Raw genomic sequence first — 22,750 nt, 5'->3', positions numbered from 1 at the left:
TCACGCCGTCTCCACCACGAGCCGCTCGACGGCGGCGATGGCCTCGCCGACCGCCTCCGGGTTCTGGCCGCCGCCCTGGGCGACGTCCGGCTTGCCGCCGCCACCGCCGCCGAGGGTCTTGGCGGCCGTGCGGACCAGCTCGCCGGCCTTGAGACCGCGCTCGCGGGCGGCCTCGTTGGTGGCGATGACCGTGAGCGGCTTGCCGTTGACCGTGGTGAACAGGGCGACGACGGCCGGACGGTCGGACGGGATGCGGCCCCGCACGTCGAGGACCAGCTTGCGCAGGTCGTCGGCGCCGGTGCCGTCCTGCACCCGGCCCGTGACCAGGGCGAGGCCGCGGATGTCCTGGGCGGAGTCGACGAGACCGGCGGCGGCCTGGAGGACCTTCTCCGCGCGGAACTTCTCGATCTCCTTCTCGGCGTCCTTCAGCTTGCCGAGCATGGTGGAGATCTTCTCCGGCAGCTCCTCCGGGCGGCCCTTCACCAGCTCCTGGAGCTGGGCGACGACCGTGTGCTCGCGGGCGAGGAAGTTGTACGCGTCGACGCCGACGAGGGCCTCGATGCGGCGCACGCCGGAGCCGATGGACGACTCGCCGAGCAGCTTCACCAGGCCCAGCTGGGCGGTGTTGCCGACGTGCGTGCCGCCGCACAGCTCCTTGGAGAAGTCGCCGATGGTGACGACGCGGACCTGCTCGCCGTACTTCTCGCCGAACTCGGCGATGGCGCCCTGGCGCTTGGCCTCGTTGATCGGCATGACCTCGGCGTGGACCTCGAGCTCGCGCGAGAGGACCTCGTTGATCTTCTGCTCGACGTCGGTGAGCACGGCGCCGGGAACGGCGTTCGGCGAGCCGAAGTCGAAGCGGAAGCGGCCGGGCTGGTTCTCCGAACCGGCCTGGGCGGCCGTCGGGCCGAGGGCGTCGCGCAGCGCCTGGTGGGTCAGGTGCGTGGCCGAGTGGGCGCGGGCGATGGCCCGGCGGCGCTTGACGTCGATGGCGGCGTAGGCGGTGGCGCCCACGGTCACCTCGCCGACCTGCACGGAACCCTTGTGCACGGAGACGCCGGGTACCGGCTGCTGGACGTCGCGGACCTCGATGACGGCGCCGCTGTGCAGCTTGATCCGGCCCTGGTCGGCGATCTGGCCGCCGCCCTCGGCGTAGAACGGGGTCCGGTCGAGGACGACCTCGACCTCGTCGCCCTCGGAGGCCGCCGGCGAGGAGACGCCGTTGACGAGGAGGCCGACGATCGTGGTCTCGCCCTCGGTGTTGGTGTAGCCCGTGAACTGGGTGGCGCCGTTGCCGTCGGCGATCTCCCGGTACGCGGTCATGTCGGCGTGGCCGGTCTTCTTGGCCTTGGCGTCGGCCTTGGCGCGGTCCCGCTGCTCCTTCATCAGGCGGCGGAAGCCGTCCTCGTCCACGGAGAGGCCCTGCTCGGAGGCCATCTCCAGGGTGAGGTCGATCGGGAAGCCCCAGGTGTCGTGGAGCAGGAACGCCTTGTCGCCGGAGAGGACCGTGCCGCCGGCGGCCTTGGTCTCGGTCACGGCGGTGTCGAGGATGTTCGTGCCGCCCTTGAGGGCCTTCAGGAAGGCGGCCTCTTCGGCGAGGGCGACGGTCTCGATGCGCTTGCGGTCGGTGACCAGCTCCGGGTACTGCTCGCCCATCGTGTTGATCACGGTGTCGACGAGGTCCTGGACGACCGGGCCGGTGGCGCCGAGCAGGCGCATGTTGCGGACGGCGCGGCGCATGATGCGGCGCAGCACGTAGCCACGGCCCTCGTTGCCGGGGGTGACGCCGTCGCCGATGAGCATGACGGACGTACGCATGTGGTCGGCGACCACGCGGAGCGACACGTCGCTGTCGTGGGCCTTGCCGTAGGCGACGCCGGTGAGCTCGGTGGCCTTGTCGATGACGACCTGGAGGGTGTCCGTCTCGTACATGTTCTGGACGCCCTGGAGGATCATCGCCAGGCGCTCCAGGCCGAGGCCCGTGTCGATGTTCTTCGACGGCAGCTCGCCGAGGATCGGGAAGTTCTCCTTGTCGGAGCCCTCGCCGCGCTCGTACTGCATGAAGACCAGGTTCCAGATCTCCACGTACCGCTCGTCGTTGACGGCCGGGCCGCCCTCGACGCCGAACTCGGGGCCGCGGTCGTAGTTGATCTCGGAACACGGGCCGCAGGGGCCGGGGACGCCCATCGACCAGTAGTTGTCCTTCTTGCCGAGGCGCTGGATGCGCTCGGCCGGGACGCCGACGACGTCGCGCCAGATCTGCTCGGCCTCGTCGTCCTCCTGGTAGACGGTGATCCAGAGCTTCTCCGGCTCGAGCCCGTAGCCGCCGTGCTCCACCGGGGTGGTCAGCAGCTCCCAGGCGAGCTTGATGGCGCCTTCCTTGAAGTAGTCGCCGAAGGAGAAGTTGCCGCACATCTGGAAGAACGTGCCGTGGCGGGTGGTCTTGCCGACTTCCTCGATGTCGGGCGTGCGCACGCACTTCTGCACGCTGGAGGCGCGCGTGAACGGCGGCTTGACCTCACCCAGGAAGTAGGGCTTGAAGGGCACCATGCCGGCGGGGACGAGCAGCAGAGTCGGGTCGTCCGCGATGAGCGACGCCGAAGGGACGACGGTGTGCCCGCGCTCCTCGAAGAAGCTCAGCCAGCGGCGGCGGATTTCAGCCGACTCCATCAGTGGTCCTCATTCCGGTTGTACGAGATCGTGGAAATTGAATGCGTGGTCGGGTGCGGCGCGCGGCCGAGCGCGGTCTTGCGGCGGGGCTCCGGGAGCTCCCGGCCGGTGCCGGGCTCCACGGGGGCGTCGAGCCCGAGCGCCTCGCCCAGTTCGGCCTCGCGCTGGACCATGCCCGCCCTCACGTCGAGGGCGAAGTCCTTGAGGCGGTGTCCGGTCTCGATCGCCTTGTTCGCCGCCTGGGCCGCGAGGCTCTCGGGGGTCAGCTGCTTCAGCTTGCGGTTGACCTTGGTGGTGGCCCACACACCGGCGGCTGCGCCGGCCGTGAACCAGAACGTGCGGCGGAACATCGCGGCTCAGCCCTTCTGCTTCCGGCGTCTCGAGGACGGCACGGTACGGCCGACGATCACAGTACGTCGCACGGAGTCCCGCGGCACGTCCTCCCCGTCCCGGCCCCGGCCGAGCGCCTTGCGCACGCCGTAGCCGAAGGCGGCCACCTTGACGAGCGGGCCGCCGAAGGTGGAGGCGACGGTGGAGGAGAGCGCGGAGGCGTTGGAGGTGACCTCCTGGACGTCCGACGCGATGGCGTCGACCCGGTCGAGCTGGGTCTGCGCGGAGCGCACGGTCGCGGAGGCGTCGGCCAGCAGCGGGACGGCCTGCTCGGTCACGTCCGCCACCATCCGCGTGGCCGCTTTGAGCGTCTGCGCCAGCCTCACCAGCACCACGGCGAGGAAGGAGACCAGGATCGCCCAGAAGACGGCCACGAGGATGCCGGCAACCTCTCCACCGGTCACTCTGCACCGCTCCCTGTGTCGTCGGATCTGTCGTCGGGTTCTTGCCAAAAGTAGTCCCCCGACCCTATCGCGCCCGGGCTGGCCCGCCGTACCGCATTACCGTCCGCGGGACGGGAGTTAGGGGAACCGATTGTACGGAGAGCGCGCGGATGGGTACGCTCCGTGTCCCATGCGACGGAGCAATCTCCCGGCGGAGCTGAACCGGTTCGTCGGACGGGCCGCCGAGCAGGCCGCCCTGACGGCGCTCCTTGAGACGTCCCGCCTGGTCACGGTCGTCGGAGTGGGCGGGGTCGGCAAGACCCGGCTGGCGCTCCGGGCTGCCGCCGGGGCGCAGAAACGCTACGGCGACGGGGTGCGCCTCGCCGACCTCGCGCCGCTTCGCGACCCGGACCTGGTGGCGTACGCCCTCGTCGAGGCGCTCGGCCTGACCGACCACACGCTGCGCGCCCCGCGCGAGGTGCTCGTGGAGCACCTCGCCGAACGCCGGCTGCTGCTGGTGGTCGACGGGTTCGAGCACCTGGTGGAGAGCTGCGCGCCGCTGGTACGGGACCTCCTGGCGCACGCCCCCGGCCTCACCGTCCTCGCGGTCGGGCGCCGGGCGCTGCGGGTGGCGGGCGAGAGCGTGTTCACGCTGGCGCCGATGGGCGAGGCGGACGCGGTGGCGCTGCTCGCCGAGCGGGCCGCGGAGGCGGGCGCGCCGATGACGCCCGCGCCTGCCGCGTCGACGGTGCCCGCCCTGCCCTTCCCCGCGGCGTCCGAGGCCCCTCTCCTCCCCGGCCCCTCGGCGGCCGTGCGGGAGCTGTGCCTGCGGCTCGACGGCATCCCGCTGGCCCTCGAACTGGCGGCGGGGCGGCTGCCGCTCCTCTCCGTCGAGCAGATGCTGTGCCGCCTCGACGACCGGTTCCGGCTCCTCACGGACGGCGGGCGGGGCACGCTCCCCCGCCATCAGACGCTGCGGACGGCGATCGGCTGGAGCCACGAGCTGTGCACCGCGGAGGAGCGGCTGCTCTGGGCGCGGCTGTCGGTGTTCGCGGGCCCCTTCGACCTGGAGGCCGTGGAGTACGTGTGCGGGGGTCCGGAGCTGCCTCCCGAGCACGTCCTGGACCTGCTCGGGGGGCTGCTCGCGCAGTCGCTCCTGGCGCGGGAGGACGGTCCCGCCGGTCCCGCCTACCGGCTCCTGGACACGGTCGCCGCGTACGGGGCGGAGTGGCTGGCGGCGCTCGGCGACACGGAGCGGATGCGGCGGCGGCACCGCGACTGGTACATGGGGCTCGCCACTTGGTGCGAGCTGGAGTGGTTCAGTCCCCGCCAGGGCGAGGTGGCGGCCCGCACGGACGCGGCGCTGCCCAACCTGCGGGCGGCCCTCGACCTGTGCCTCGAACTCCCGGAGGACGCGCACCTGGCCCAGCACCTGGCGGGCACGCTCTGGTTCGCGTGGGTGGGCTGCGGCCGGCTCTCGGAGGGGCGGCACTGGCTGGAGCGGGCGCTGGCCCTGGAGTCGGGGCACGAGGAGGCGCGGCTGAAGGCGCTGTGGGTGCTCGGGTACGTGGCCGTCCTCCAGGGGGACGGCACGGCCGCGGTGGCGGCGCTCCACGAGTGCGGGGAGCGGGCCAGGGCCTCGGGGAACGCCCTGGCGGAGGCGTACGCGACGCACCGGATGGGCTGCCTGGCGCTGCTCTCGGACGACGTGCCGCGTGCCGAGGAGCTGATCGGGCGGGCCCTCGACGCCTACCGGGAGCTCGGCGAGCTGAACAGCAACGTGCTGATGGGGCAGGTCGAGCTGGCCATGGCGCGGGCCTTCCAGGGGGATCTGGAGGGGGCGGTCGCGATCTGTCGTGACGTGCGGGAGGTCTGCGAGGAGCGCGGGGAGCGGTGGACCCGGGCGTACGCCCTCTACGTCCTGGGGTTCTCCGCGTGGACGCGGGGCGCGTACGGGGAGGCGCGGGAGCTGCTCGACGAGTGCGTGTCGATCAACCACGCCTTCCACGATCTGGTCGGTCTCGTCCTCGCGATCGAGCTGCTCGCCCTGGTGACGGTGAGCGAGGGGAACGCGGCGGAGGCCGCGGTCCTCCAGGGGGCGACGGTGCCGGTGTGGGACACGGTCGGCATCCGGCTCTTCGGCTCGGCGACGTTCGGCGGGCCGAGGGCGCTGTGCGAGCAGCGGGCGGGCGAGGCGCTGGGTCCGGAGGCGTACGCGGTCGCGTTCCGGGAGGGCGAGGGGCTCTCGCTCGACGCGGCCGTGGAGCGCGCGCTCGCCGGCCGCCGCGATCCGGCCGTCGGCGGCCCGGTCGGGCCGGCGGCCCCGCGTCCGTTCCGTACGGCCAGGTCGGCGGCGGTCCCGGGAACGCGGAAGCCCGCCGGCTCCCCCACCGGTAAGGGCGGGGAAGCGGCGGGCTGAACACCGCGTGGGTGGTACTACGGCCTTGCCGGGATCAGCGGGCGTAGTACTCGACGACCAGCTGCTCGTCGCAGATGACCGGGATTTCCTTGCGGTTCGGGTCGCGGTCGAGGCGGAAGGCCAGGGCCTTCAGGTTGACCTGCAGGTAGCGCGGGGTCTCGCCGTCGGCGGCGAAGCCACCCTCACGGGCCATCTCGAACAGCGGCTTGGTGCGGCTGCGCTCGCGGACCATCACGACGTCGTCGGGACGGACGCGGAACGACGGCTTGTCGACCTTGCCACCGTTGACCTGGATGTGGCCGTGGACGACCATCTGGCGGGCCTGGTAGATGGTGCGGGCGATGCCCGAACGCAGGACCAGGGCGTCGAGGCGACGCTCGAGCTCGACGACCAGCGCCTCGCCCGTCTTGCCCTCGGCCTTCTTGGCGCGGTCGTAGGCGCGCGCCATCTGGCGCTCGCTGATGTCGTACTGGGCGCGCAGACGCTGCTTCTCGAGCAGACGGACCTTGTAGTCCGAGTTCTGCTTGCGGCCACGGCCGTGCTCGCCCGGCGGGTAGGGGCGGGCCTCGAAGTACTTGACGGCCTTCGGGGTCAGCGCGATGCCGAGGGCACGCGACTTCTTGACCTTGGGACGGGACTGGTTCGGCATGAACCAACCTCTCTCATTGATACGAAAACGGCTTCACCAGGGTTAGGGGAGGTCGCATCCGCAGCCGGGAAACCCGCCTGGTCCGTACGGGACGGACCTGCCGGGCAGCCGCTCCCAGGTCTGGGCACATACGTGCAGCACGCGAACGACCCACCGCCGCTCCCGGGAACCGGGGGGTGATGGGTGGCCCGCGACACCTTCGAAGGTGCGCGACGCTCCTGGAAACCCCGCCCGAGGGCCGGGTCTCCGGCTGACTGTCCCGTTCTGGTGGCGCCGACCGAAGCCGGACACGGGACGCAGCAATCCGGACCAGTGTACCGGTTCCGGAGGGTCCGCTCGCACGGAGGCCGCCCGCCCCCGCAGGCCGCCGCTCCGGGAGCTCCCGGAGCGCAGGCCCTAGCCGCCCTCGCCCTGCAGGCGGTCGCGGACGCGCTCCACCACGTCCGCGTAGCGCGCCTCGGCGCCGTAGCGGGTGGGTTCGTAGTACCGGCGGCCGTGGACGGAGTCGGGGGCGTACTGCTGGGCGGCGATGCCGCCGGGGACGTCGTGGGGGTAGACGTAGCCCTGGGCGTGGCCGAGTTTGGCGGCGCCCTTGTAGTGGCCGTCGCGGAGGTGGGGCGGGACGGAGCCCGCGAGGCCGTTGCGGACGTCCGCGAGGGCGGCGCCGATCGCGGTCGTGGCGGCGTTCGACTTGGGGGCGAGGGCCAGGGCGATGGTGGCGTGGCTGAGGGTGAGCGCGGCCTCGGGGAAGCCGATCATGGCGACGGCCTGGGCGGCGGCCACCGCGATCGGCAGGGCGTTGGGGTCGGCGAGGCCGATGTCCTCGCTCGCGGAGATCATGAGGCGGCGGGCGATGAAGCGCGGGTCCTCCCCCGCCTCGATCATCCGGGCCAGGTAGTGCAGGGCCGCGTCGACGTCGGAGCCCCGGATCGACTTGATGAGGGCGCTGGCCACGTCGTAGTGCTGGTCGCCGTCCCGGTCGTACTTCACGGCCGCCCGGTCGACGGTCTCCTCGACGGTCTGGAGGGTGATCTCCGGCTCGCCCTTGGCGATGGCGGCGCCGGCCGCCGCTTCGAGGGCGGTCAGGGCGCGCCGGGCGTCGCCGCCGGCGACCCGGAGGAGGTGCGCCTCGGCGTCCGGCGGCAGGGTCACGGCGCCGCCGAGCCCCCGCTCGCCGGTGAGCGCCCGGGACATCAGCCCGCTCAGGTCCTCGTCGGTCAGCGGCTCCAGGGTGAGGAGCAGCGAGCGGGAGAGCAGCGGGGAGATGACGGAGAAGTAGGGGTTCTCGGTGGTGGCGGCGATCAGCGTCACCCAGCGGTTCTCCACGGCGGGCAGCAGGGAGTCCTGCTGCGCCTTCGAGAAGCGGTGGATCTCGTCGAGGAAGAGGACGGTCTCCTTGCCGTAGCCGCCGACCGCGCGCCGGGCGCCGTCGATGACGGCCCGGACCTCCTTGACGCCCGCGGTGATCGCGGAGAGCTCCACGAACCGCTTGTCGGTCGCCTTCGAGACCACGTACGCCAGGGTCGTCTTGCCGATGCCCGGCGGGCCCCAGAGGATCACGGAGGAGGCTCCGGCGGGGCCGCCGTCGCCGTCTCCCACGAGGCGGCGCAGCGGTGAGCCGGGCTTGAGCAGGTGCTGCTGGCCCACCACCTCGTCGAGGGTGCGGGGGCGCATCCGGACGGCCAGCGGGCTGCTGGCCGGGTCCTTCTCCTGGCGGTCTTCGGCGGCTGCGGTAAAGAGGTCGGGCTCCACGGTCATGAAGCCTAGGTCACCGCGCCGACAGCGCGGTCGCCGTCAGCTCGTCCAGAAGTCCCACCAGCGCGTGAGGATCAGCATGCCGATGATCCCGATGTGGAGGACGGGCAGGACCCAGGTGAACTCGTCGAAGAAGGTCCTCACGCCGCTCGGGGCGGGGATGACGCCGCGGCGGACGTTGTGCGAGGTCACGTACCAGAACATGACGATGGTGGCGACCCAGGCCAGGCAGCACCAGAGGCAGAGCGAGTTGATCTCGTACAGCGACTGGTACATGAGCCAGGTGCAGAAGCCGACGCCGAACAGGGTGCCGGCGTTGAGGCCCAGCCAGTACCAGCGGCGGTAGCGGGCGCCGGCGAGCAGGGCCACGCCGATCGCGATCACCATGGCGTAGGTGACGAGGCCGAGCATCGGGTTGGGGAAGCCGAAGACCGAGGCCTGCTCGCTCTTCATGATGTTGCCGCAGGAGACGATCGGGTTGAGGCTGCACCCCGGAGTGAAGTCGGGGTCCTCAAGGAGCTTGATCTTGTCGATCGTGATGACCCAGGCGGCGAGCAGTCCGGCCGCTCCGGTGATCACGAGGAGCCAGGCGAAGGCCCGGCTCGCCCCGATCGTTCCGCCGTCCCGGCCGGACGCGGTCTCGTCCACCGCTGCCTTCGTCATGTCGCTCGTTTCCCTTTGCTCGCGGGCCTCGTGGGCATGGTCATTCTGCAACACCTGTACGGCTCCGCACCGTTCGCTGGGCATAAGGAAGGGGCCCGGACCGTGTCAGGTCCGGGCCCCTTCCGTGCGGAGTACGGCCGGTCAGGCCAGCTTGGCCCGCACCGCGTCCACGAGACCGTCCACGGGGACGGCCTGCTGCTCGCCGGACTCCATGTCCTTGAGCTGGACGACGCCCTCGGCGAGGTCGCGCTCACCGGCGACGACGGCGAGGCGGGCGCCCGAGCGGTTGGCGTCCTTCATGGCGCCCTTGAGGCCCTTGCCGCCGAAGGAGAAGTCCGCGGCGACGCCCTGCCGGCGGAGCTCGGTGACCTTGCCGAAGAGCAGCCGGCGCGCCTCGTCGCCGATGGCGACGGCGAAGACGCTGGTGGCGGCGGGGATGTCGAGCTCGACGCCCTCGGCCTCCAGCGCGAGGACCGTGCGGTCCACGCCGAGCGCCCAGCCCACCGACGGCAGCGCGGGGCCGCCGATCATCTCGGAGAGGCCGTCGTAGCGACCGCCGCCGCCGACCGCCGACTGCGAGCCGAGACCGCCGTGGACGAACTCGAAGGTGGTGCGGGTGTAGTAGTCCAGGCCGCGGACCAGCTTGGCGTCGTCCTCGAAGACGACGCCCGCCGCGGTGATCAGGGCGCGCACCTCCTCGTGGTACGCCTTGCACGCGTCGCACAGGTAGTCGCGCAGCAGCGGCGCGTCGGTCAGCTGCTTCTGCACGGCCTCGCGCTTGTCGTCGAGGACGCGCAGCGGGTTGATCTCGGCGCGGCGCAGGGTCTCCTCGTCCAGGTCGAGCCCGCGCAGGAAGGCCTGCAGGGCCTCCCGGTAGACGGGGCGGCACTCCTTGTCGCCGAGCGAGTTCAGCAGGATGCGGAAGTTCCGCAGGCCGAGCGAGCGGTACGCCTGGTCGGCCAGGATGATCAGCTCGGCGTCGAGCGCCGGGTCCTCGGCACCGATCGCCTCGGCGCCGACCTGCGAGAAGTGGCGGTAACGGCCGGCCTGGGCCCGCTCGTAGCGGTAGTACGAGCCGGAGTACCAGAGCTTGACGGGCAGGTTGCCGAGCTTGTGCAGGTTGCCCTGGAGGGCCGCGCGCAGGACGGACGCGGTGCCCTCGGGGCGCAGCGCCAGCTCGTCGTTGCCCTTGGTCGTGAGGGTGTACATCTCCTTGGTCACGATGTCGGTGGACTCGCCGACACCGCGGGAGAAGAGCTTCACGTCCTCGAAACCGGGGGTCTCGACGTAGCCGTAGCCGGAGTTCCGCAGCGGCGTGGCGATCGCCTCGCGCACCGCGAGGAAGGTCGCGGAGCGGGGCGGCAGCAGGTCGTACGTGCCCTTGGGGGCCTTGAAGGTGCTCACGAAAGTCGTCACATTCCTCGTCGGGGAGCGTCCGTGCTCCCGAGGCCGGCCGCCACGTCCCGCAGATAGGGGTTGGTGGCGCGCTCCTGGCCGATGGTCGTCTGGGGACCGTGTCCCGACAGCACCACGGTCGAGTTGTCGAGCGGCAGGCACACACGGGCCAGCGAAGCGAGCATCTCGTCCATGTCACCGCCGGGAAGGTCGGTGCGTCCGATGGAGCCGGCGAACAGCAGGTCCCCCGAGAAGAACACGGACGGGATCTCCGTGGTCTCGGGCATCCTGAAGGTCACCGACCCCTTGGTATGACCGGGCGCGTGGGCGACGGAGAAGTCCAGACCGGCGAGCTTCAGCTCGGCGCCGTCGGTGAGCTCGCGCACGTCGTCGGGCTCTCCCACGGTCAACTCGCCCATGAGGGGCATCCCGATGGAGCGGCCGAGGGCCTTCTCCGGGTCGCTCATCATGTAGCGGTCGGACGGGTGGATCCACGCGGGGACGTCATGGGCGCCGCACACCGGGACGACGGAGGCGACGTGGTCGATGTGTCCATGGGTGAGGACGACGGCGACGGGCTTGAGCCGATGCTTCTTCAGCGTCTCCTCGACACCCTGGGCGGCCTGGTGGCCGGGGTCGATGATCACGCACTCCTCGCCTGCGGCGGGGGCGACCAGATAGCAATTGGTCCCCCAGGCCCCGGCGGGGAACCCGGCAATCAGCACGTTCGTCCTTAGATGTCGTCCGGCACGGGGGCGCGGAACTCGCGGAAAACACGGAATGCGGCAGATCAGAGCCTACCGGCGGTGCCGGTTCCACAGCCAACCCGTATACGGTACGGGCACATCCGGCCCGGACGGGAACAGACGAACGACAAGGAGCGGAACCGGTGGTCACCAGCGATCAGCGACGGCGGCAGCTTGCCAGGGAGAAGTACGCGCGGCAGCAGCAGCGGCGGGAGGAGAACCGGCGCAAGGCGAAGCGCCGCAACACCGTCATCGCGGCCGGCCTCGCGGTGGTGCTGGCGGCGGGCGGCGCCGTGTACGCCTCCGTGGCGCTGACGGGCCCCGACAAGGGCAAGGACGACGCGGCGGGCGACACGCCGACCACGGCCGCGCCCACGCCCACGAAGAGCGAGGCGGCGAGCCCGGAGCCGAAGCTGACCGTGGACGGTAAGGCCACGTACGCGATGTCCCTGAAGACGAACGAGGGCGACATCACGATCACCATGGACGCGGCGAAGACCCCGCGCACGGTGAACTCCTTCGCGCACCTCGCGGACAAGAAGTACTTCGACGGGACCAAGTGCCACCGGCTCACCACCCAGGGCATCTTCGTGCTCCAGTGCGGCGACCCCAAGGGGGACGGCACCGGCGGCCCCGGCTACACCATCCCGGACGAGAACCTGGGCGCCCTCGGCAAGGCGGGCGCGGACGGCACGGTGACCTTCCCGGCCGGCACCGTGGCCATGGCCAACACGGGTCAGCCGGGCACCGGCGGCTCGCAGTTCTTCCTCGTGTACAAGGACACCAAGCTGCCCCCGACGTACACCCCGTTCGGCAAGATCGACACGGCCGGCCTCAAGGCGGTCCAGGACGTGGCCGCGGCCGGTGTCGACGGCGGCGCCTCGGACGGCGCTCCGAAGAAGGCCGTCACCATCGAGAAGGCGACCGTCGCCAAGAAGTGACCCGGACGTCCGCACCCGCGCGACCCTCGAATCTCGGTCGCGCTGAGTGCGGACAGCCGGGCCGCGGTTCGCCTAGATTGGCGTTGTGCAGCGTGGGCCTTCGGGCGCGCTGCGGAAGGCGGGCGAGGCCCGCCGGGAAACTGTGGACGATGCCCGGGGGGTACGACCCCGCGACGGCATCATGGTGAGGAGGCGCTGTGAGCAGCGACCCGTGGGGCCGCGTCGACGAGACGGGCACCGTGTACGTGCGGACGGCCGAGGGCGAGAAGGTCGTCGGATCGTGGCAGGCCGGCACCCCTGAGGAGGCCCTGGCCTACTTCGAGCGCAAGTACGAGGGCCTGGTGGTCGAGATCGGCCTCCTCGAGAAGCGCGTGAGGACCACCGACCTCTCGGCGAAGGACGCCACCGCGGCGATCGAGCACATCCGGCAGCAGGTCGACGAGCACCACGCCGTCGGCGACCTGGCCGCGCTCGGCGCCCGGCTGGACAAGCTCGTCGAGTCGGTCGACTCGCGCCGCGAGGAGCGCAAGGCCCAGAAGGCGAAGCAGACCGACGAGGCCCGCTCCGCCAAGGAGAAGCTCGTCACGGAGGCCGAGGAGCTGGCCCAGAGCGAGCAGTGGCGTTCGGCCGGCGAGCGGCTGCGGGCGCTCGTGGACACCTGGAAGGGCCTCCCCCGGCTCGACCGCAAGTCCGACGACGAGCTGTGGCACCGCTTCTCGCACGCCCGCTCGGCGTTCTCGAAGCGCCGCAAGGCGCACTTCGCCTCCCTGGACGCCCAGCGCGAGGACGCCCGCAAGGCGAAGGAGCGTCTGGTCGCCGAGGCGGAGTCGCTGTCGAACTCCACCGACTGGGGCACCACGGCGGCCCGCTACCGCGACCTGATGACGGAGTGGAAGGCGGCCGGCCGCGCCCAGCGCGAGCACGAGGACGACCTGTGGAACCGCTTCCGCGGCGCCCAGGACGTCTTCTTCGCGGCGCGCGGCGAGGTCTTCGCCGAGCGGGACGCGGAGCAGACCGAGAACCTCAAGCTGAAGGAGGAGCTCGCGACCGAGGCCGAGAAGCTGGTGCCGGTGACGGACCTGAAGGCGGCGCGCGCGGCCTTCCGCTCCCTCAACGAGCGCTGGGAGGCCATCGGCCACGTCCCGCGTGACGCCCGTCCCAAGGTCGAGGGCCGGATGCACACGGTGGAGCGGGCGATCCAGGAGGCCGAGGAGGCCGAGTGGCGCCGGACGAACCCGGAGGCACGCGCGCGTGCCGCGGGTCTGACCGGCCAGCTCCAGGACGCCGTCGAGAAGCTGCGCAAGCAGATCGACGCGGCCCGTGCCGCCGGCAACGACTCGAAGGCCGACAAGCTCTCCCGCGAGCTCGAGGGCCGTCAGGCCCTGCTCGACCAGGCTCTGAAGGGCCTGGAGGAGTTCGGCGGCTGAGGCCGTAGCGCTTCGCGTACGAGGAAGGCCCCCGGCAGCGCGCCGGGGGCCTTCCTCGTGGGTCGTGCTACGGGCGCCGGGCGCTGGTCACGCGGTACACGTCGTACACGCCCTCCACGCCGCGCACCGCCTTGAGGACGTGGCCGAGGTGCTTCGGGTCGCCCATCTCGAAGGTGAAGCGGGAGGTGGCCACCCGGTCGCGGGAGGTCTGGACGGCCGCCGACAGGATGTTGACGTGCTGGTCCGAGAGGACCCGGGTGACGTCCGAGAGCAGCCGGGACCGGTCGAGCGCCTCGACCTGGATGGCGACGAGGAAGACCGACGACTGGGTCGGGGCCCACTCGACCTCCAGGATCCGCTCCGGCTCCCGGGACAGCGAATCCACGTTCACGCAGTCGCTGCGGTGGACCGACACGCCGCTGCCGCGGGTGACGAAGCCGATGATCGGGTCGCCGGGGACGGGGGTGCAGCAGCGGGCCAGCTTCACCCAGACGTCCTCGACGCCCTTGACGACGACACCGGGGTCGGCGTTGGAGCGGCGCTTGGAGCGGCCCCGGGTGGGCGGTGCCGCCTCCTCGATGTCCTCGGTGGCGGCCTCCTCGCCGCCGAGCGCCTGGACCAGCTTCTGCACGATGGACTGGGCGGTGACGTGGCCCTCGCCGATCGCCGCGTACAGCGAGGAGATGTCGCTGTAGCGCAGCTCGTGGGCGAGGGTGACGAGGGAGTCGCCGGTCAGGATCCGCTGGATCGGCAGGTTCTGCTTGCGCATGGCCCGCGCGATGGCGTCCTTGCCCTGCTCGATGGCCTCGTCGCGGCGCTCCTTGGAGAACCAGGCGCGGATCTTGTTGCGGGCGCGCGGTGACTTGACGAAGCCCAGCCAGTCGCGGGAGGGCCCGGCGCCGGCGGCCTTGGAGGTGAAGACCTCGACCAGGTCGCCGTTGTCGAGGGTCGATTCGAGGGGCACGAGCCGCCCGTTGACCCGCGCTCCTATGGTGCGGTGGCCGACCTCGGTGTGGACGGCGTACGAGAAGTCGACGGGGGTGGCGCCCGCGGGCAGCGCGATGACGTCGCCCTTGGGGGTGAAGACGAAGACCTCGTTGCGGGAGAGGTCGAAGCGCAGGGACTCCAGGAACTCGCTGGGGTCCTCGGTCTCCTTCTGCCAGTCGAGGAGCTGGCGCAGCCACGCCATGTCGTTGAGGTGGTCGTCCTTGCCGGTCCTCTTCGGCACGTCGGCGCGCACCTTGGAGGCGCCGGCGACGGCCTCCTGCTTGTACTTCCAGTGCGCGGCGATGCCGTACTCGGCCCGGCGGTGCATGTCGAAGGTGCGGATCTGGAGTTCGACGGGCTTGCCGTTGGGTCCGATGACCGTCGTGTGCAGCGACTGGTACATGTTGAACTTCGGCATCGCGATGTAGTCCTTGAACCGGCCGGGGACCGGGTTCCATCGCGCGTGGACGGTGCCGAGTGCGGCGTAGCAGTCCCTGACCGTGTCGACGAGGACACGGATGCCGACCAGGTCGTAGATCTCCGCGAAGTCACGGCCGCGGACGATCATCTTCTGGTAGACGCTGTAGTAGTGCTTGGGGCGGCCGGTGACGGTGGCCTTGATCCGGGCGGCGCGCAGGTCGGTCTGGACCTCGTCGGTCACTATGGCGAGGTACTCGTCCCGCTTGGGAGCGCGCTCGGCGACGAGCCGGACGATCTCGTCGTACATCTTGGGGTAGAGGATCGCGAAGGCGAGGTCCTCCAGCTCCCACTTGATGGTGTTCATGCCCAGGCGGTGGGCCAGGGGCGCGTAGATCTCGAGGGTCTCGCGGGCCTTCTTCTCCTGCTTCTCCCGCTTGAGGTAGCGCATGGTGCGCATGTTGTGCAGGCGGTCGGCGAGCTTGATGACCAGGACGCGCGGGTCCTTGGCCATGGCGACGACCATCTTGCGGACGGTCTCGGCCTGGGCGGCCTCGCCGAACTTGACCTTGTCGAGCTTGGTGACGCCGTCGACGAGGAGCGCGACCTGGTCGCCGAAGTCGCGGCGCAGGGTCTCCAGGCCGTACTCGGTGTCCTCGACGGTGTCGTGCAGGAGTCCGGCCATCAGGGTCGCCGGGTCCATGCCGAGCTCGGCGAGGATCGTCGTCACGGCGAGCGGGTGGGTGATGTACGGGTCGCCGCTCTTGCGCTTCTGGCCGCGGTGCCAGCGCTCGGCGACCTGGTAGGCGTGCTCGACCTGGCGGAGGGTCGCCGTCTCGATCTTGGGGTCGTTGGAGCGGACGATCCGCAGCAGCGGTTCGAGGACCGGGTTGTACGGGGAGGAACGCTGGACGCCGAGGCGGGCGAGGCGGGCGCGGACCCGGTTGGACGAGCCTCCCGAGCGGGCGGGGGCGGCCGGTGCGGGCCGGGCAGTCGAGGCCGGGGCCGGCGCGGGCGCCGGCGTGGGCGCCTCCGGCGCGGGCCGGGTCTCCGCGGGCTTGTTCTGGGGCGCGTCGGTTCCCGTCGCGGCCTTGTCGGCTTTCGGGTCGGGCTGCGCGGCGGAGAGTGACTGGGCCTCGTCTGGCAAGAGCGCTCCTCGTGCGGTGCCGGGTCCCCCGGTCAGGCCCGGAAAGGCCATGGTATCGAGCCACGAGTCCGGATGCGCACGCACCCGGGTCGGCGGCGGCCCCGGCGGGGACGCGACGCGCGCACCGGGCGCCGTACCGGGTCAAAGGGGAAAACGACGGGGGCGCCCCGGGGATTCCCCGGAGCGCCCCCGTGCACGGGCCGTGGTGTCAGACCGTGATCAGTGCCTTGAGCGGTGCGCCGCCCAGGGCCGGCTCCAGCCGGGCGCGGCCCGGCAGGAAGCTCAGCTCCATGAGGACGGCGACGCCCGCGACCTCGGCGCCGGCGCGGCGGATGAGCTCGATCGAGGCCTCGGCCGTGCCGCCGGTGGCGAGGACGTCGTCGATGACCATGACGCGGTCGCCCGCGGCCAGGTCCTCGGCGTGCACCTCGATCTCGGCGGTGCCGTACTCCAGCTCGTACGCCTGGCTGAGCGTGGCCCCGGGGAGCTTGCCGGCCTTGCGGACGGGGATGAATCCCAGGCCCGCGCGGACGGCCACCGGGGCGGCCAGGATGAAGCCGCGCGCCTCGAGCCCGACGATCTTCGTCGCGCCGTGCTCGGTGCACAGCCCGGCGAGGGTGTCGGTGAGGGCCGTGAACGCCGCCGGGTCCGCGAGCAGCGGCGTGATGTCCTTGAACAGCACGCCCGGCTTCGGGTAGTCGGGGACGTCGCGGATGCGGCTGAGCAGGAGCTCGGTGACGTCCTGGGCCTCGGCGGTCATCCTCGGCGTTCCTGGGTGCCCCGGTGGCTCGCGCGGGGGCCGACGACGGCGGTCTCGGCCTCGACGGACAGCGCGTCCGTCTCGTCCGCCGACTCGCCCTTGGCGGCGGCGCTCGCGCGCTTGGCCAGGATGCGCTTCTTCAGGGCCTTGATCGCCGGCTCGCGCTCCTTGAGGTCGGCGACGAGCGGGGTGGCGATGAAGATCGAGGAGTACGCGCCGGCGGCGAGACCCACGAACAGCGACAGCGAGATGTCGTTGAGCATGCCGGCGCCGAGGACGCCGCCACCGATGAAGAGCAGGCCGGCGACCGGCAGCAGCGCGACGACGGTGGTGTTGATCGAACGGACCAGGGTGCCGTTGATCGAGCGGTTGGCCAGCTCGCTGTAGGTGAAGCGGGTCTGCTTGGTGATGTCCTTCGTCTGCTCCTTGAGCGAGTCGAAGACCACGACCGTGTCGTACAGCGAGTAACCGAGGATCGTCAGCAGACCGATGACCGTACCGACGGTGACCTCGAAGCCGACCAGCGAGTAGATGCCGACGGTGATCGTGAGGTCGTGGATGAGGGCGATCAGTGCCGCGACCGCCATTCTCCACTCGAAGGCGATGGCCAGGTAGATCACCACGAGGATCATGAAGACCCCCAGGCCGGTCCAGGCCTTGTTGGCGATCTGCTCACCCCAGCTGGGGCCGACCAGCTCGGCCGCGATCTTGTCCTCGGGGACCTTCAGGTCCTCGGCGAGCTCCGCGCGGACCTGGTCGGACTTCGCGGTGTCGAGACCGCCGACCTGGATGCGCAGGGAGCCGTTGCCGAGCTGCTGGACGATCGCGTCGTGACCGGAGGCCTCTTCCGCGTACTCCTGCGCCTGGCTGACGGAGACGTCCGTCTTCGGGGTCGTGAAGACGGCACCGCCCTGGAACTCGATGCCCATGTTGAGGCCGCGGACGGCCAGGGCGACGATGGCGGTGATGGTGATCAGGATGGACAGGCCGTACCAGATCTTGCGGTTGCCGATGAAGTCGTAACCGACCTCACCGCGGTGGAGCCGGGCGCCGAGATCTCCGAGCTTCGACATCTCACGCCTCCTTCGCGTCGACGGGGGCGTGGGCACGGCGGGTGCGGCGCAGCGGCGGCTTGGCACCGAGGCGCTTCGGGTCCAGGCCGGACCACGGGTGGCCGTTGCCGAAGAACTTGGTCCGCGCCAGGAGCGTCATGACCGGCTTGGTGAAGAGGAACACCACGACGATGTCGAGCAGGGTGGTCAGGCCGAGCGTGAACGCGAAGCCCTGGACCTTGCCGACGGTGACGATGAACAGCACGGCCGCGGCCAGGAACGACACGAAGTCGGAGACCAGGATGGTGCGGCGGGCGCGCGGCCAGGCGCGCTCGACGGCCGGGCGGAGCGTGCGGCCCTCGCGGAGCTCGTCGCGGATGCGCTCGAAGTACACGATGAACGAGTCCGCGGTGATGCCGATGGCGACGATGGCGCCGCAGACGGCCGGCAGGTTCAGCGCGAAGCCGATGGCCGGGCCGAGCAGGGCCATGATCACGTAGGTGAGGAGCGCCGAGACGCCGAGGCTCAGGATGGCGATCAGCGACAGGCCGCGGTAGTAGGCGACCAGGTAGATGATGACCAGCGCGAGGCCGATGGCGCCCGCGATCAGGCCCGCCTCCAGCTGGTCGCCGCCGAGGGCGGCGGTGACGGTGTCGACGCTCTGCGTCTCGAACGTCAGGGGCAGGGCACCGTACGACAGGATGTTGCCGAGGTCCTGGGCCGACTGCTGGTTGAAGTTGCCGGAGATCTCCGCGCTGGCGCTCAGCGTCTGGCGCACCGACGGGGCCGAGACGACCTCGCCGTCCAGGACGATCGCGAAGCGGTTCTGCGGGTCGGTCTGCGCCGACAGCTTGCTGGTGATCGCCTGGAACTTCTTCGCGCCCGCGTCCGTGAAGTCCATGGTCACGATCCACATGCCGCGCTGCTGGTCGAGGACGCCCTTGGCGTCGTCGACGTCACGGCCTCCGACCTCGGCCGGGCCGAGCAGGTACTTCGACCACACGCCGGGGGCGTCCTCGCCACAGGCGACGGTGGGCTGCTCGGCCTTGACGCCCTGGCCGGCGGCGGTGCGCTGCTTGGGGTCGAGGCAGTTCAGGGCGGTGAACTTCTGCTCGAGCGCCGCGGTGGCGGGGTCGGGCTTCGGGGTCGCCTGCGGGGTCCCGGTGGCCGTCGGCTTCGCGGAGGCCGAGGTGGTGGGCGTCGGGCTCGGGGCCTTGAGGGCCTCGGTGAGCGCGCGGCCCTGGGTGGAGGCGGTGGCCGTCGGGGTCGCCGACTTCTTCTCGCCCGCGGTGGCGCCGGTGGCGGAGGCCGACGGCTTGGCCGAGGGGGAGCCCGAGGGCGTGGCGCTCGGGGCCGCCTGCGGCGCGCCGTTCGTCACGGCGAGAACGGGCCGGAAGTAGAGCTGGGCGGTGGTACCGACCTGCTCACGGGCCTGCTTCTCGTTCGTCCCGCGAGGGATGTTGACGATGATGTTCTCGCGGCCCTGCGTCTGGACCTCGGCCTCGGAGACACCCAGACCGTTGACACGGCGCTCGATGATGCCGACCGCCGTGTTCATGTTGGTCTCGTTGACCGCCGACTCCTGGCCGGGATCGGCCTTCGCCTTGAGCGTGATCGACGTACCGCCGGCGAGGTCGATGCCGAGGCGCGGGGTGGTGTGCCCCGACCAGAACATGCCGCCGGTGAGCGCGACCATGGCGATCAGGATGATTGCCAGGGCGCGGCCCGGTCGGCTCTGTCCCCCCGCCGGCCTTCGGCCCTTCTTCGGTGCTGCCACCTGTCGTATCTCCCTGTCCAACCGCCCCGCGCCGGGTGTGCGCGCGGCGGCCACGAAGTGTGTGTGGGGACCTGCCCCCGCAGACGTGGAACCGTTCCGGGGGCCGCGCTCGCCGGTGGGCGGGTGCGCGGTCCCCGGCCGCGACTACTTCGCGTCGGTCTCGCCGTCGGCCTTGCCGTCCTTCTGGCCTTCGGTGCCGTCCTCGGCCGCGTCCGACTTCTTCGTCAGATCGGCCTTCGGAGCGTCGCCCTTCTCCGTGTCCTCGACGTCGGCGGCCTCGGTCAGCGAGGAGGCGTCGTCCGGGACGACGGTGTCGGAGTCGGACTCCTCCTCGTCGCCGTGGACGATGCGGTTGTACTCGGCGTCGTCGAGGACCGCGCCGATCGCGTTCTTCGCGTAGACCGCGTGCACGCCGGGAGCGACCTCGAGGAGGACGGTCTCGTCGCCGATCTCCTTGACGGTGGCGTACATCCCCCCGATCGTCCGTACGCCGGTGCCGGGCTGCATCTCGTTGCGCATCTGCGCCGCCGCCTGCTGCTTCTTCTTGGCAGAGCGGGTCATCAGGAACATGGCCCCGATGAGGACGATGAAGGGGAGGAGGGTCACGATGCTCACGGGACGGGTTTCCTTCGCACGGTCGCGGAGAACCCGCGGCCTGATCTTCGGGGGTGGGCGCGCCGACCGGAAAGGGCGGCATCGGCGGAGTCTAGGCGAGTCCGCATCGATGGAACAACGTCCAGCATCGCACCCTGGTTCCGGTCCGGGCGAGTGTCGGCACTGTCACGCCCCGAAGAGCCCCTGTTGTCCGCTTCCGTGTGCTCCCGGGCCGCCTGCCTGCGGCGGAACCAGTCCGAGGTGGGCCCAGGCCGCGGGTGTGGCGACCCGACCACGGGGCGTACGGGCCAGTAGTCCCTCCCGTACGAGGAAGGGTTCGGCGACCTCCTCGACGGTCTCGCGCTCCTCCCCCACGGCGACGGCGAGGGTGGACAGACCGACCGGTCCGCCGCCGAAGAGCTTGAGCAGCGCCTCCAGGACCGCGCGGTCGAGGCGGTCGAGGCCGCGGCCGTCGACCTCGTACACGCTGAGGGCGGCCTCGGAGATCTCGCGGGTGATCGACCCGTCGGCCTTGACCTGCGCGTAGTCGCGGACGCGGCGCAGCAGGCGGTTGGCGATGCGGGGGGTGCCGCGGGAGCGGCCGGCGATCTCGGCGGCGCCGGCCGGGTCGATCTCGACGTCGAGGAGTCCGGCGGAGCGGTGGATCACCCGCTGGAGCTCGCCCGGGTCGTAGAACTCCATGTGGCCGGTGAAGCCGAAGCGGTCGCGCAGCGGAGGCGGCAGGAGTCCGGCCCTGGTGGTGGCGCCGACCAGGGTGAAGGGCGGGAGCTCCAGCGGGATGGCGGTGGCGCCGGGGCCCTTGCCGACGATGACGTCGACGCGGAAGTCCTCCATCGCCATGTAGAGCATCTCCTCGGCGGGCCGGGACATCCGGTGGATCTCGTCGAGGAAGAGGATCTCGCCCTCCTGGAGGGAGGAGAGGATCGCGGCGAGGTCGCCGGCGTGCTGGATGGCGGGGCCCGAGGTGATGCGGATCGGGGCGTTCATCTCGGCCGCGATGATCATCGAGAGGGTGGTCTTGCCGAGGCCGGGTGCGCCGGAGAGCAGCACGTGGTCGGCGGTGGCACCGCGCTGGCGGGCGGCCTTGAGGACCAGGTCGAGCTGCTGGCGGACCTTCTCCTGGCCGACGAACTCGCTGAGGTCCTTGGGGCGCAGGGCCGCCTCGACGGCCTGGTCGTCCCCTTCGGCGGAGGCGCCGACGATGCGCGCCTCGGCCTCGGACGCCTCGGCGGTGATGTCGTCGTCCCAGTTCACGGTGATGCCTTCTCGTTCGTACGGTCTGGTCGGCGGGGCAGCGGACGGGTGGGTCAGCGGGTGCGGTTGAGGGTCTGCAGGGCCGCGCGGAGCAGCTGCGGTACGGGGGCGGTGCCGGTCTCGGCGAGGGCGGCCTCGGCCTGCGGGGTGACGGCGCTGACGGCCTCCTCCGCCTCGCGGCTCGCGTAGCCCAGGCCGATCAGCGCGGCGGAGAGCTGCTCGGTCCACGGCGCCGGGCTGGAGGCCGCGGCGCGCTGGGCGCCGACCAGGCCGCTGCTGCCGAGCGGGGCGCCGAGCTTGTCCTTGAGTTCGAGGAGGAGCTTCTGCGCGCCCCTCTTGCCGATGCCGGGGACGGCGGTGAGGGCCTTCTCGTCGCCGGTGGAGAACGCGATGCGCAGGGCGTCGGGGCTGTGCACGCCGAGCATGGCCTGCGCGAGGCGGGGGCCGACGCCGCTGGCGGTCTGGAGCAGCTCGAAGACCTGCCGCTCGTCGTCGTCGGCGAAGCCGTACAGGGTGAGGGAGTCCTCGCGGACGACCAGGGAGGTGGCGAGCCGGGCGTCCTGGCCGATCCTCAGCGCGGAGAGGGTGCTCGGCGTGCACTGGACGGCCATGCCGACGCCGCCGACCTCGATCACGGCGGTGGTGGGGGCGAGCGCGGCGACCGGGCCGCTGACGAAGGCGATCATCGGTTTCGGCCTTTCACTGCGGACGCCTGCTGGGCGACCGCCTGCTGGAGACGGTTCTGTGCGGGGGCCCGCCAGATGTGACAGATGGCGAGGGCGAGCGCGTCGGCGGCGTCGGCCGGCTTGGGCGGGGCGGAGAGCCGGAGCAGGCGGGTCACCATGGCTCCGACCTGGGCCTTGTCGGCGCGCCCGCTGCCGGTGACGGCGGCCTTGACCTCGCTGGGGGTGTGCAGGGCGACGGGGATGCCGCGGCGCGAGGCGCAGAGCATGGCGACCGCGCTGGCCTGGGCCGTGCCCATCACCGTACGGACGTTGTGCTGGCTGAACACCCGCTCGACGGCGACCAGTTCGGGCGAGAAGCGGTCGAGCCACTCCTCGATGCCGCGCTCGATGCCGACGAGCCGCACGCCGATGTCCGCGTCCGCGGCCGTCCGCACCACACCGACGCCGAGCATGGTCAGGGGCCGTCCGGCGACGCCCTCGACGACGCCGACGCCGCACCGGGTGAGACCGGGGTCCACCCCGAGTACGCGCACGGTGCCCCTCCTCCCTGATCGCAAGTCTGTTTGTGCAGGCTATCGGGTGGCACTGACAACGCAGCGGGCCGACGGGATGTGTCC

Annotated in this window: 19 protein-coding genes; 3 read left to right on the top strand and 16 right to left on the bottom strand. The window is 71.5% G+C overall.

The window, feature by feature from the left end:
- Genes alaS through ACFCY7_RS26115 form a run of 3 tightly spaced genes read right to left on the bottom strand, consistent with a single transcriptional unit; the run spans nt 1 to nt 3,464 of the window.
- Nucleotides 1–2,670 carry an alanine--tRNA ligase gene (gene alaS, locus ACFCY7_RS26125; RefSeq protein WP_376488490.1) on the bottom strand — a complete coding sequence of 890 codons (2,670 nt, stop codon included), beginning with the start codon at nt 2,668–2,670 and terminating at the stop codon, nt 1–3.
- Nucleotides 2,670–3,020, bottom strand: a complete 351-nt coding sequence (locus ACFCY7_RS26120; RefSeq protein ID WP_376488489.1) for a DUF6167 family protein — start codon at nt 3,018–3,020, stop codon at nt 2,670–2,672. The genes alaS and ACFCY7_RS26120 overlap by 1 nt, the downstream gene beginning before the upstream one ends.
- A 6-nt stretch (nt 3,021–3,026) precedes the next feature.
- Nucleotides 3,027–3,464, bottom strand: coding sequence for a DUF948 domain-containing protein (locus ACFCY7_RS26115; RefSeq protein ID WP_376488488.1), 438 nt, complete (start codon nt 3,462–3,464; stop codon nt 3,027–3,029).
- 169 nt (nt 3,465–3,633) lie between these two features.
- Here ACFCY7_RS26115 and ACFCY7_RS26110 point away from each other — a divergent pair, with 169 nt between their 5' ends.
- On the top strand, nt 3,634–5,862 hold the full coding sequence (locus ACFCY7_RS26110; protein ID WP_376488487.1) for an AAA family ATPase: 2,229 nt from the start codon (nt 3,634–3,636) through the stop codon (nt 5,860–5,862).
- 34 nt (nt 5,863–5,896) lie between these two features.
- On the opposite strand, the gene rpsD is transcribed toward ACFCY7_RS26110, so the two are convergent.
- From rpsD to ACFCY7_RS26085, 5 genes are all read right to left on the bottom strand, one after another.
- Entirely contained in the window at nt 5,897–6,511 is a 615-nt protein-coding gene (gene rpsD, locus ACFCY7_RS26105; protein ID WP_015032311.1) for a 30S ribosomal protein S4, read from the bottom strand.
- Between the two features lie 396 nt (nt 6,512–6,907).
- Entirely contained in the window at nt 6,908–8,263 is a 1,356-nt protein-coding gene (locus tag ACFCY7_RS26100) for a replication-associated recombination protein A (RefSeq protein WP_376488502.1), read from the bottom strand.
- Between the two features lie 42 nt (nt 8,264–8,305).
- On the bottom strand, nt 8,306–8,929 hold the full coding sequence (locus ACFCY7_RS26095; RefSeq protein WP_376488486.1) for a vitamin K epoxide reductase family protein: 624 nt from the start codon (nt 8,927–8,929) through the stop codon (nt 8,306–8,308).
- Nucleotides 8,930–9,070: 141 nt separating this feature from the next.
- Nucleotides 9,071–10,333: a histidine--tRNA ligase gene (gene hisS, locus ACFCY7_RS26090; protein ID WP_376488485.1), complete on the bottom strand. Its 1,263-nt coding sequence runs from the start codon at nt 10,331–10,333 to the stop codon at nt 9,071–9,073.
- 8 nt (nt 10,334–10,341) lie between these two features.
- Nucleotides 10,342–11,049 (bottom strand): MBL fold metallo-hydrolase, encoded by a 708-nt coding sequence (locus ACFCY7_RS26085; protein WP_030316256.1) that lies wholly within the window; start codon nt 11,047–11,049, stop codon nt 10,342–10,344.
- A 164-nt stretch (nt 11,050–11,213) separates the two neighbouring features.
- Between ACFCY7_RS26085 and ACFCY7_RS26080 the strand changes: the two genes are divergently transcribed.
- Both ACFCY7_RS26080 and ACFCY7_RS26075 read left to right on the top strand, forming a co-directional pair.
- Nucleotides 11,214–12,011 carry a peptidylprolyl isomerase gene (locus tag ACFCY7_RS26080; protein WP_376488484.1) on the top strand — a complete coding sequence of 266 codons (798 nt, stop codon included), beginning with the start codon at nt 11,214–11,216 and terminating at the stop codon, nt 12,009–12,011.
- Between the two features lie 197 nt (nt 12,012–12,208).
- Complete coding sequence (locus tag ACFCY7_RS26075; protein WP_376488483.1) at nt 12,209–13,438, top strand: DUF349 domain-containing protein; 1,230 nt, start codon at nt 12,209–12,211, stop codon at nt 13,436–13,438.
- 67 nt (nt 13,439–13,505) lie between these two features.
- Here the strand turns inward: ACFCY7_RS26075 and ACFCY7_RS26070 are convergent, their stop codons facing one another.
- The 8 genes from ACFCY7_RS26070 to ruvC form a co-directional block, all read right to left on the bottom strand.
- Entirely contained in the window at nt 13,506–15,989 is a 2,484-nt protein-coding gene (locus ACFCY7_RS26070) for a RelA/SpoT family protein (RefSeq protein ID WP_376488482.1), read from the bottom strand.
- 208 nt (nt 15,990–16,197) lie between these two features.
- Complete coding sequence (locus ACFCY7_RS26065) at nt 16,198–16,749, bottom strand: adenine phosphoribosyltransferase (RefSeq protein WP_376488481.1); 552 nt, start codon at nt 16,747–16,749, stop codon at nt 16,198–16,200.
- Entirely contained in the window at nt 16,746–17,822 is a 1,077-nt protein-coding gene (gene secF, locus ACFCY7_RS26060; protein WP_376488480.1) for a protein translocase subunit SecF, read from the bottom strand. The genes ACFCY7_RS26065 and secF overlap by 4 nt, the downstream gene beginning before the upstream one ends.
- Nucleotide 17,823: 1 nt before the next feature.
- Complete coding sequence (gene secD / locus ACFCY7_RS26055) at nt 17,824–19,578, bottom strand: protein translocase subunit SecD (RefSeq protein WP_376488479.1); 1,755 nt, start codon at nt 19,576–19,578, stop codon at nt 17,824–17,826.
- Between the two features lie 144 nt (nt 19,579–19,722).
- The gene (gene yajC / locus ACFCY7_RS26050; RefSeq protein WP_376488478.1) at nt 19,723–20,193 is read right to left on the bottom strand and encodes a preprotein translocase subunit YajC; all 471 of its coding nucleotides are present in this window, start codon (nt 20,191–20,193) and stop codon (nt 19,723–19,725) included.
- A 165-nt stretch (nt 20,194–20,358) separates the two neighbouring features.
- A complete protein-coding gene (gene ruvB / locus ACFCY7_RS26045) occupies nt 20,359–21,447 on the bottom strand; it encodes a Holliday junction branch migration DNA helicase RuvB (RefSeq protein ID WP_376488477.1) in 1,089 nt (362 codons plus the stop codon).
- A gap of 53 nt (nt 21,448–21,500) precedes the next feature.
- The gene (ruvA, locus tag ACFCY7_RS26040; RefSeq protein WP_376488476.1) at nt 21,501–22,133 is read right to left on the bottom strand and encodes a Holliday junction branch migration protein RuvA; all 633 of its coding nucleotides are present in this window, start codon (nt 22,131–22,133) and stop codon (nt 21,501–21,503) included.
- Nucleotides 22,130–22,666, bottom strand: coding sequence for a crossover junction endodeoxyribonuclease RuvC (gene ruvC / locus ACFCY7_RS26035; protein ID WP_376488475.1), 537 nt, complete (start codon nt 22,664–22,666; stop codon nt 22,130–22,132). Before ruvC ends, ruvA begins: the two co-directional genes overlap by 4 nt.
- Nucleotides 22,667–22,750 lie beyond the last annotated feature (84 nt).

Source organism: Streptomyces sp. NPDC056361 (assembly GCF_042262805.1).
GTDB lineage: Bacteria > Actinomycetota > Actinomycetes > Streptomycetales > Streptomycetaceae > Streptomyces.
This window is presented reverse-complemented; position numbering and strand designations above follow the sequence as displayed.

Excerpts from the sequence above, each read along its gene's own strand:
- ACFCY7_RS26110 (WP_376488487.1), top strand. The coding sequence starts at position 3,634 with ATGCGACGGAGCAATCTCCCGGCGGAGCTGAACCGGTTCGTCGGACGG.
- ruvA (WP_376488476.1), bottom strand. The coding sequence starts at position 22,133 with ATGATCGCCTTCGTCAGCGGCCCGGTCGCCGCGCTCGCCCCCACCACC.
- ACFCY7_RS26095 (WP_376488486.1), bottom strand. The coding sequence starts at position 8,929 with ATGACGAAGGCAGCGGTGGACGAGACCGCGTCCGGCCGGGACGGCGGA.
- ACFCY7_RS26065 (WP_376488481.1), bottom strand. The coding sequence starts at position 16,749 with ATGACCGCCGAGGCCCAGGACGTCACCGAGCTCCTGCTCAGCCGCATC.
- rpsD (WP_015032311.1), bottom strand. The coding sequence starts at position 6,511 with ATGCCGAACCAGTCCCGTCCCAAGGTCAAGAAGTCGCGTGCCCTCGGC.
- ACFCY7_RS26120 (WP_376488489.1), bottom strand. The coding sequence starts at position 3,020 with ATGTTCCGCCGCACGTTCTGGTTCACGGCCGGCGCAGCCGCCGGTGTG.
- alaS (WP_376488490.1), bottom strand. The coding sequence starts at position 2,670 with ATGGAGTCGGCTGAAATCCGCCGCCGCTGGCTGAGCTTCTTCGAGGAG.
- secF (WP_376488480.1), bottom strand. The coding sequence starts at position 17,822 with ATGTCGAAGCTCGGAGATCTCGGCGCCCGGCTCCACCGCGGTGAGGTC.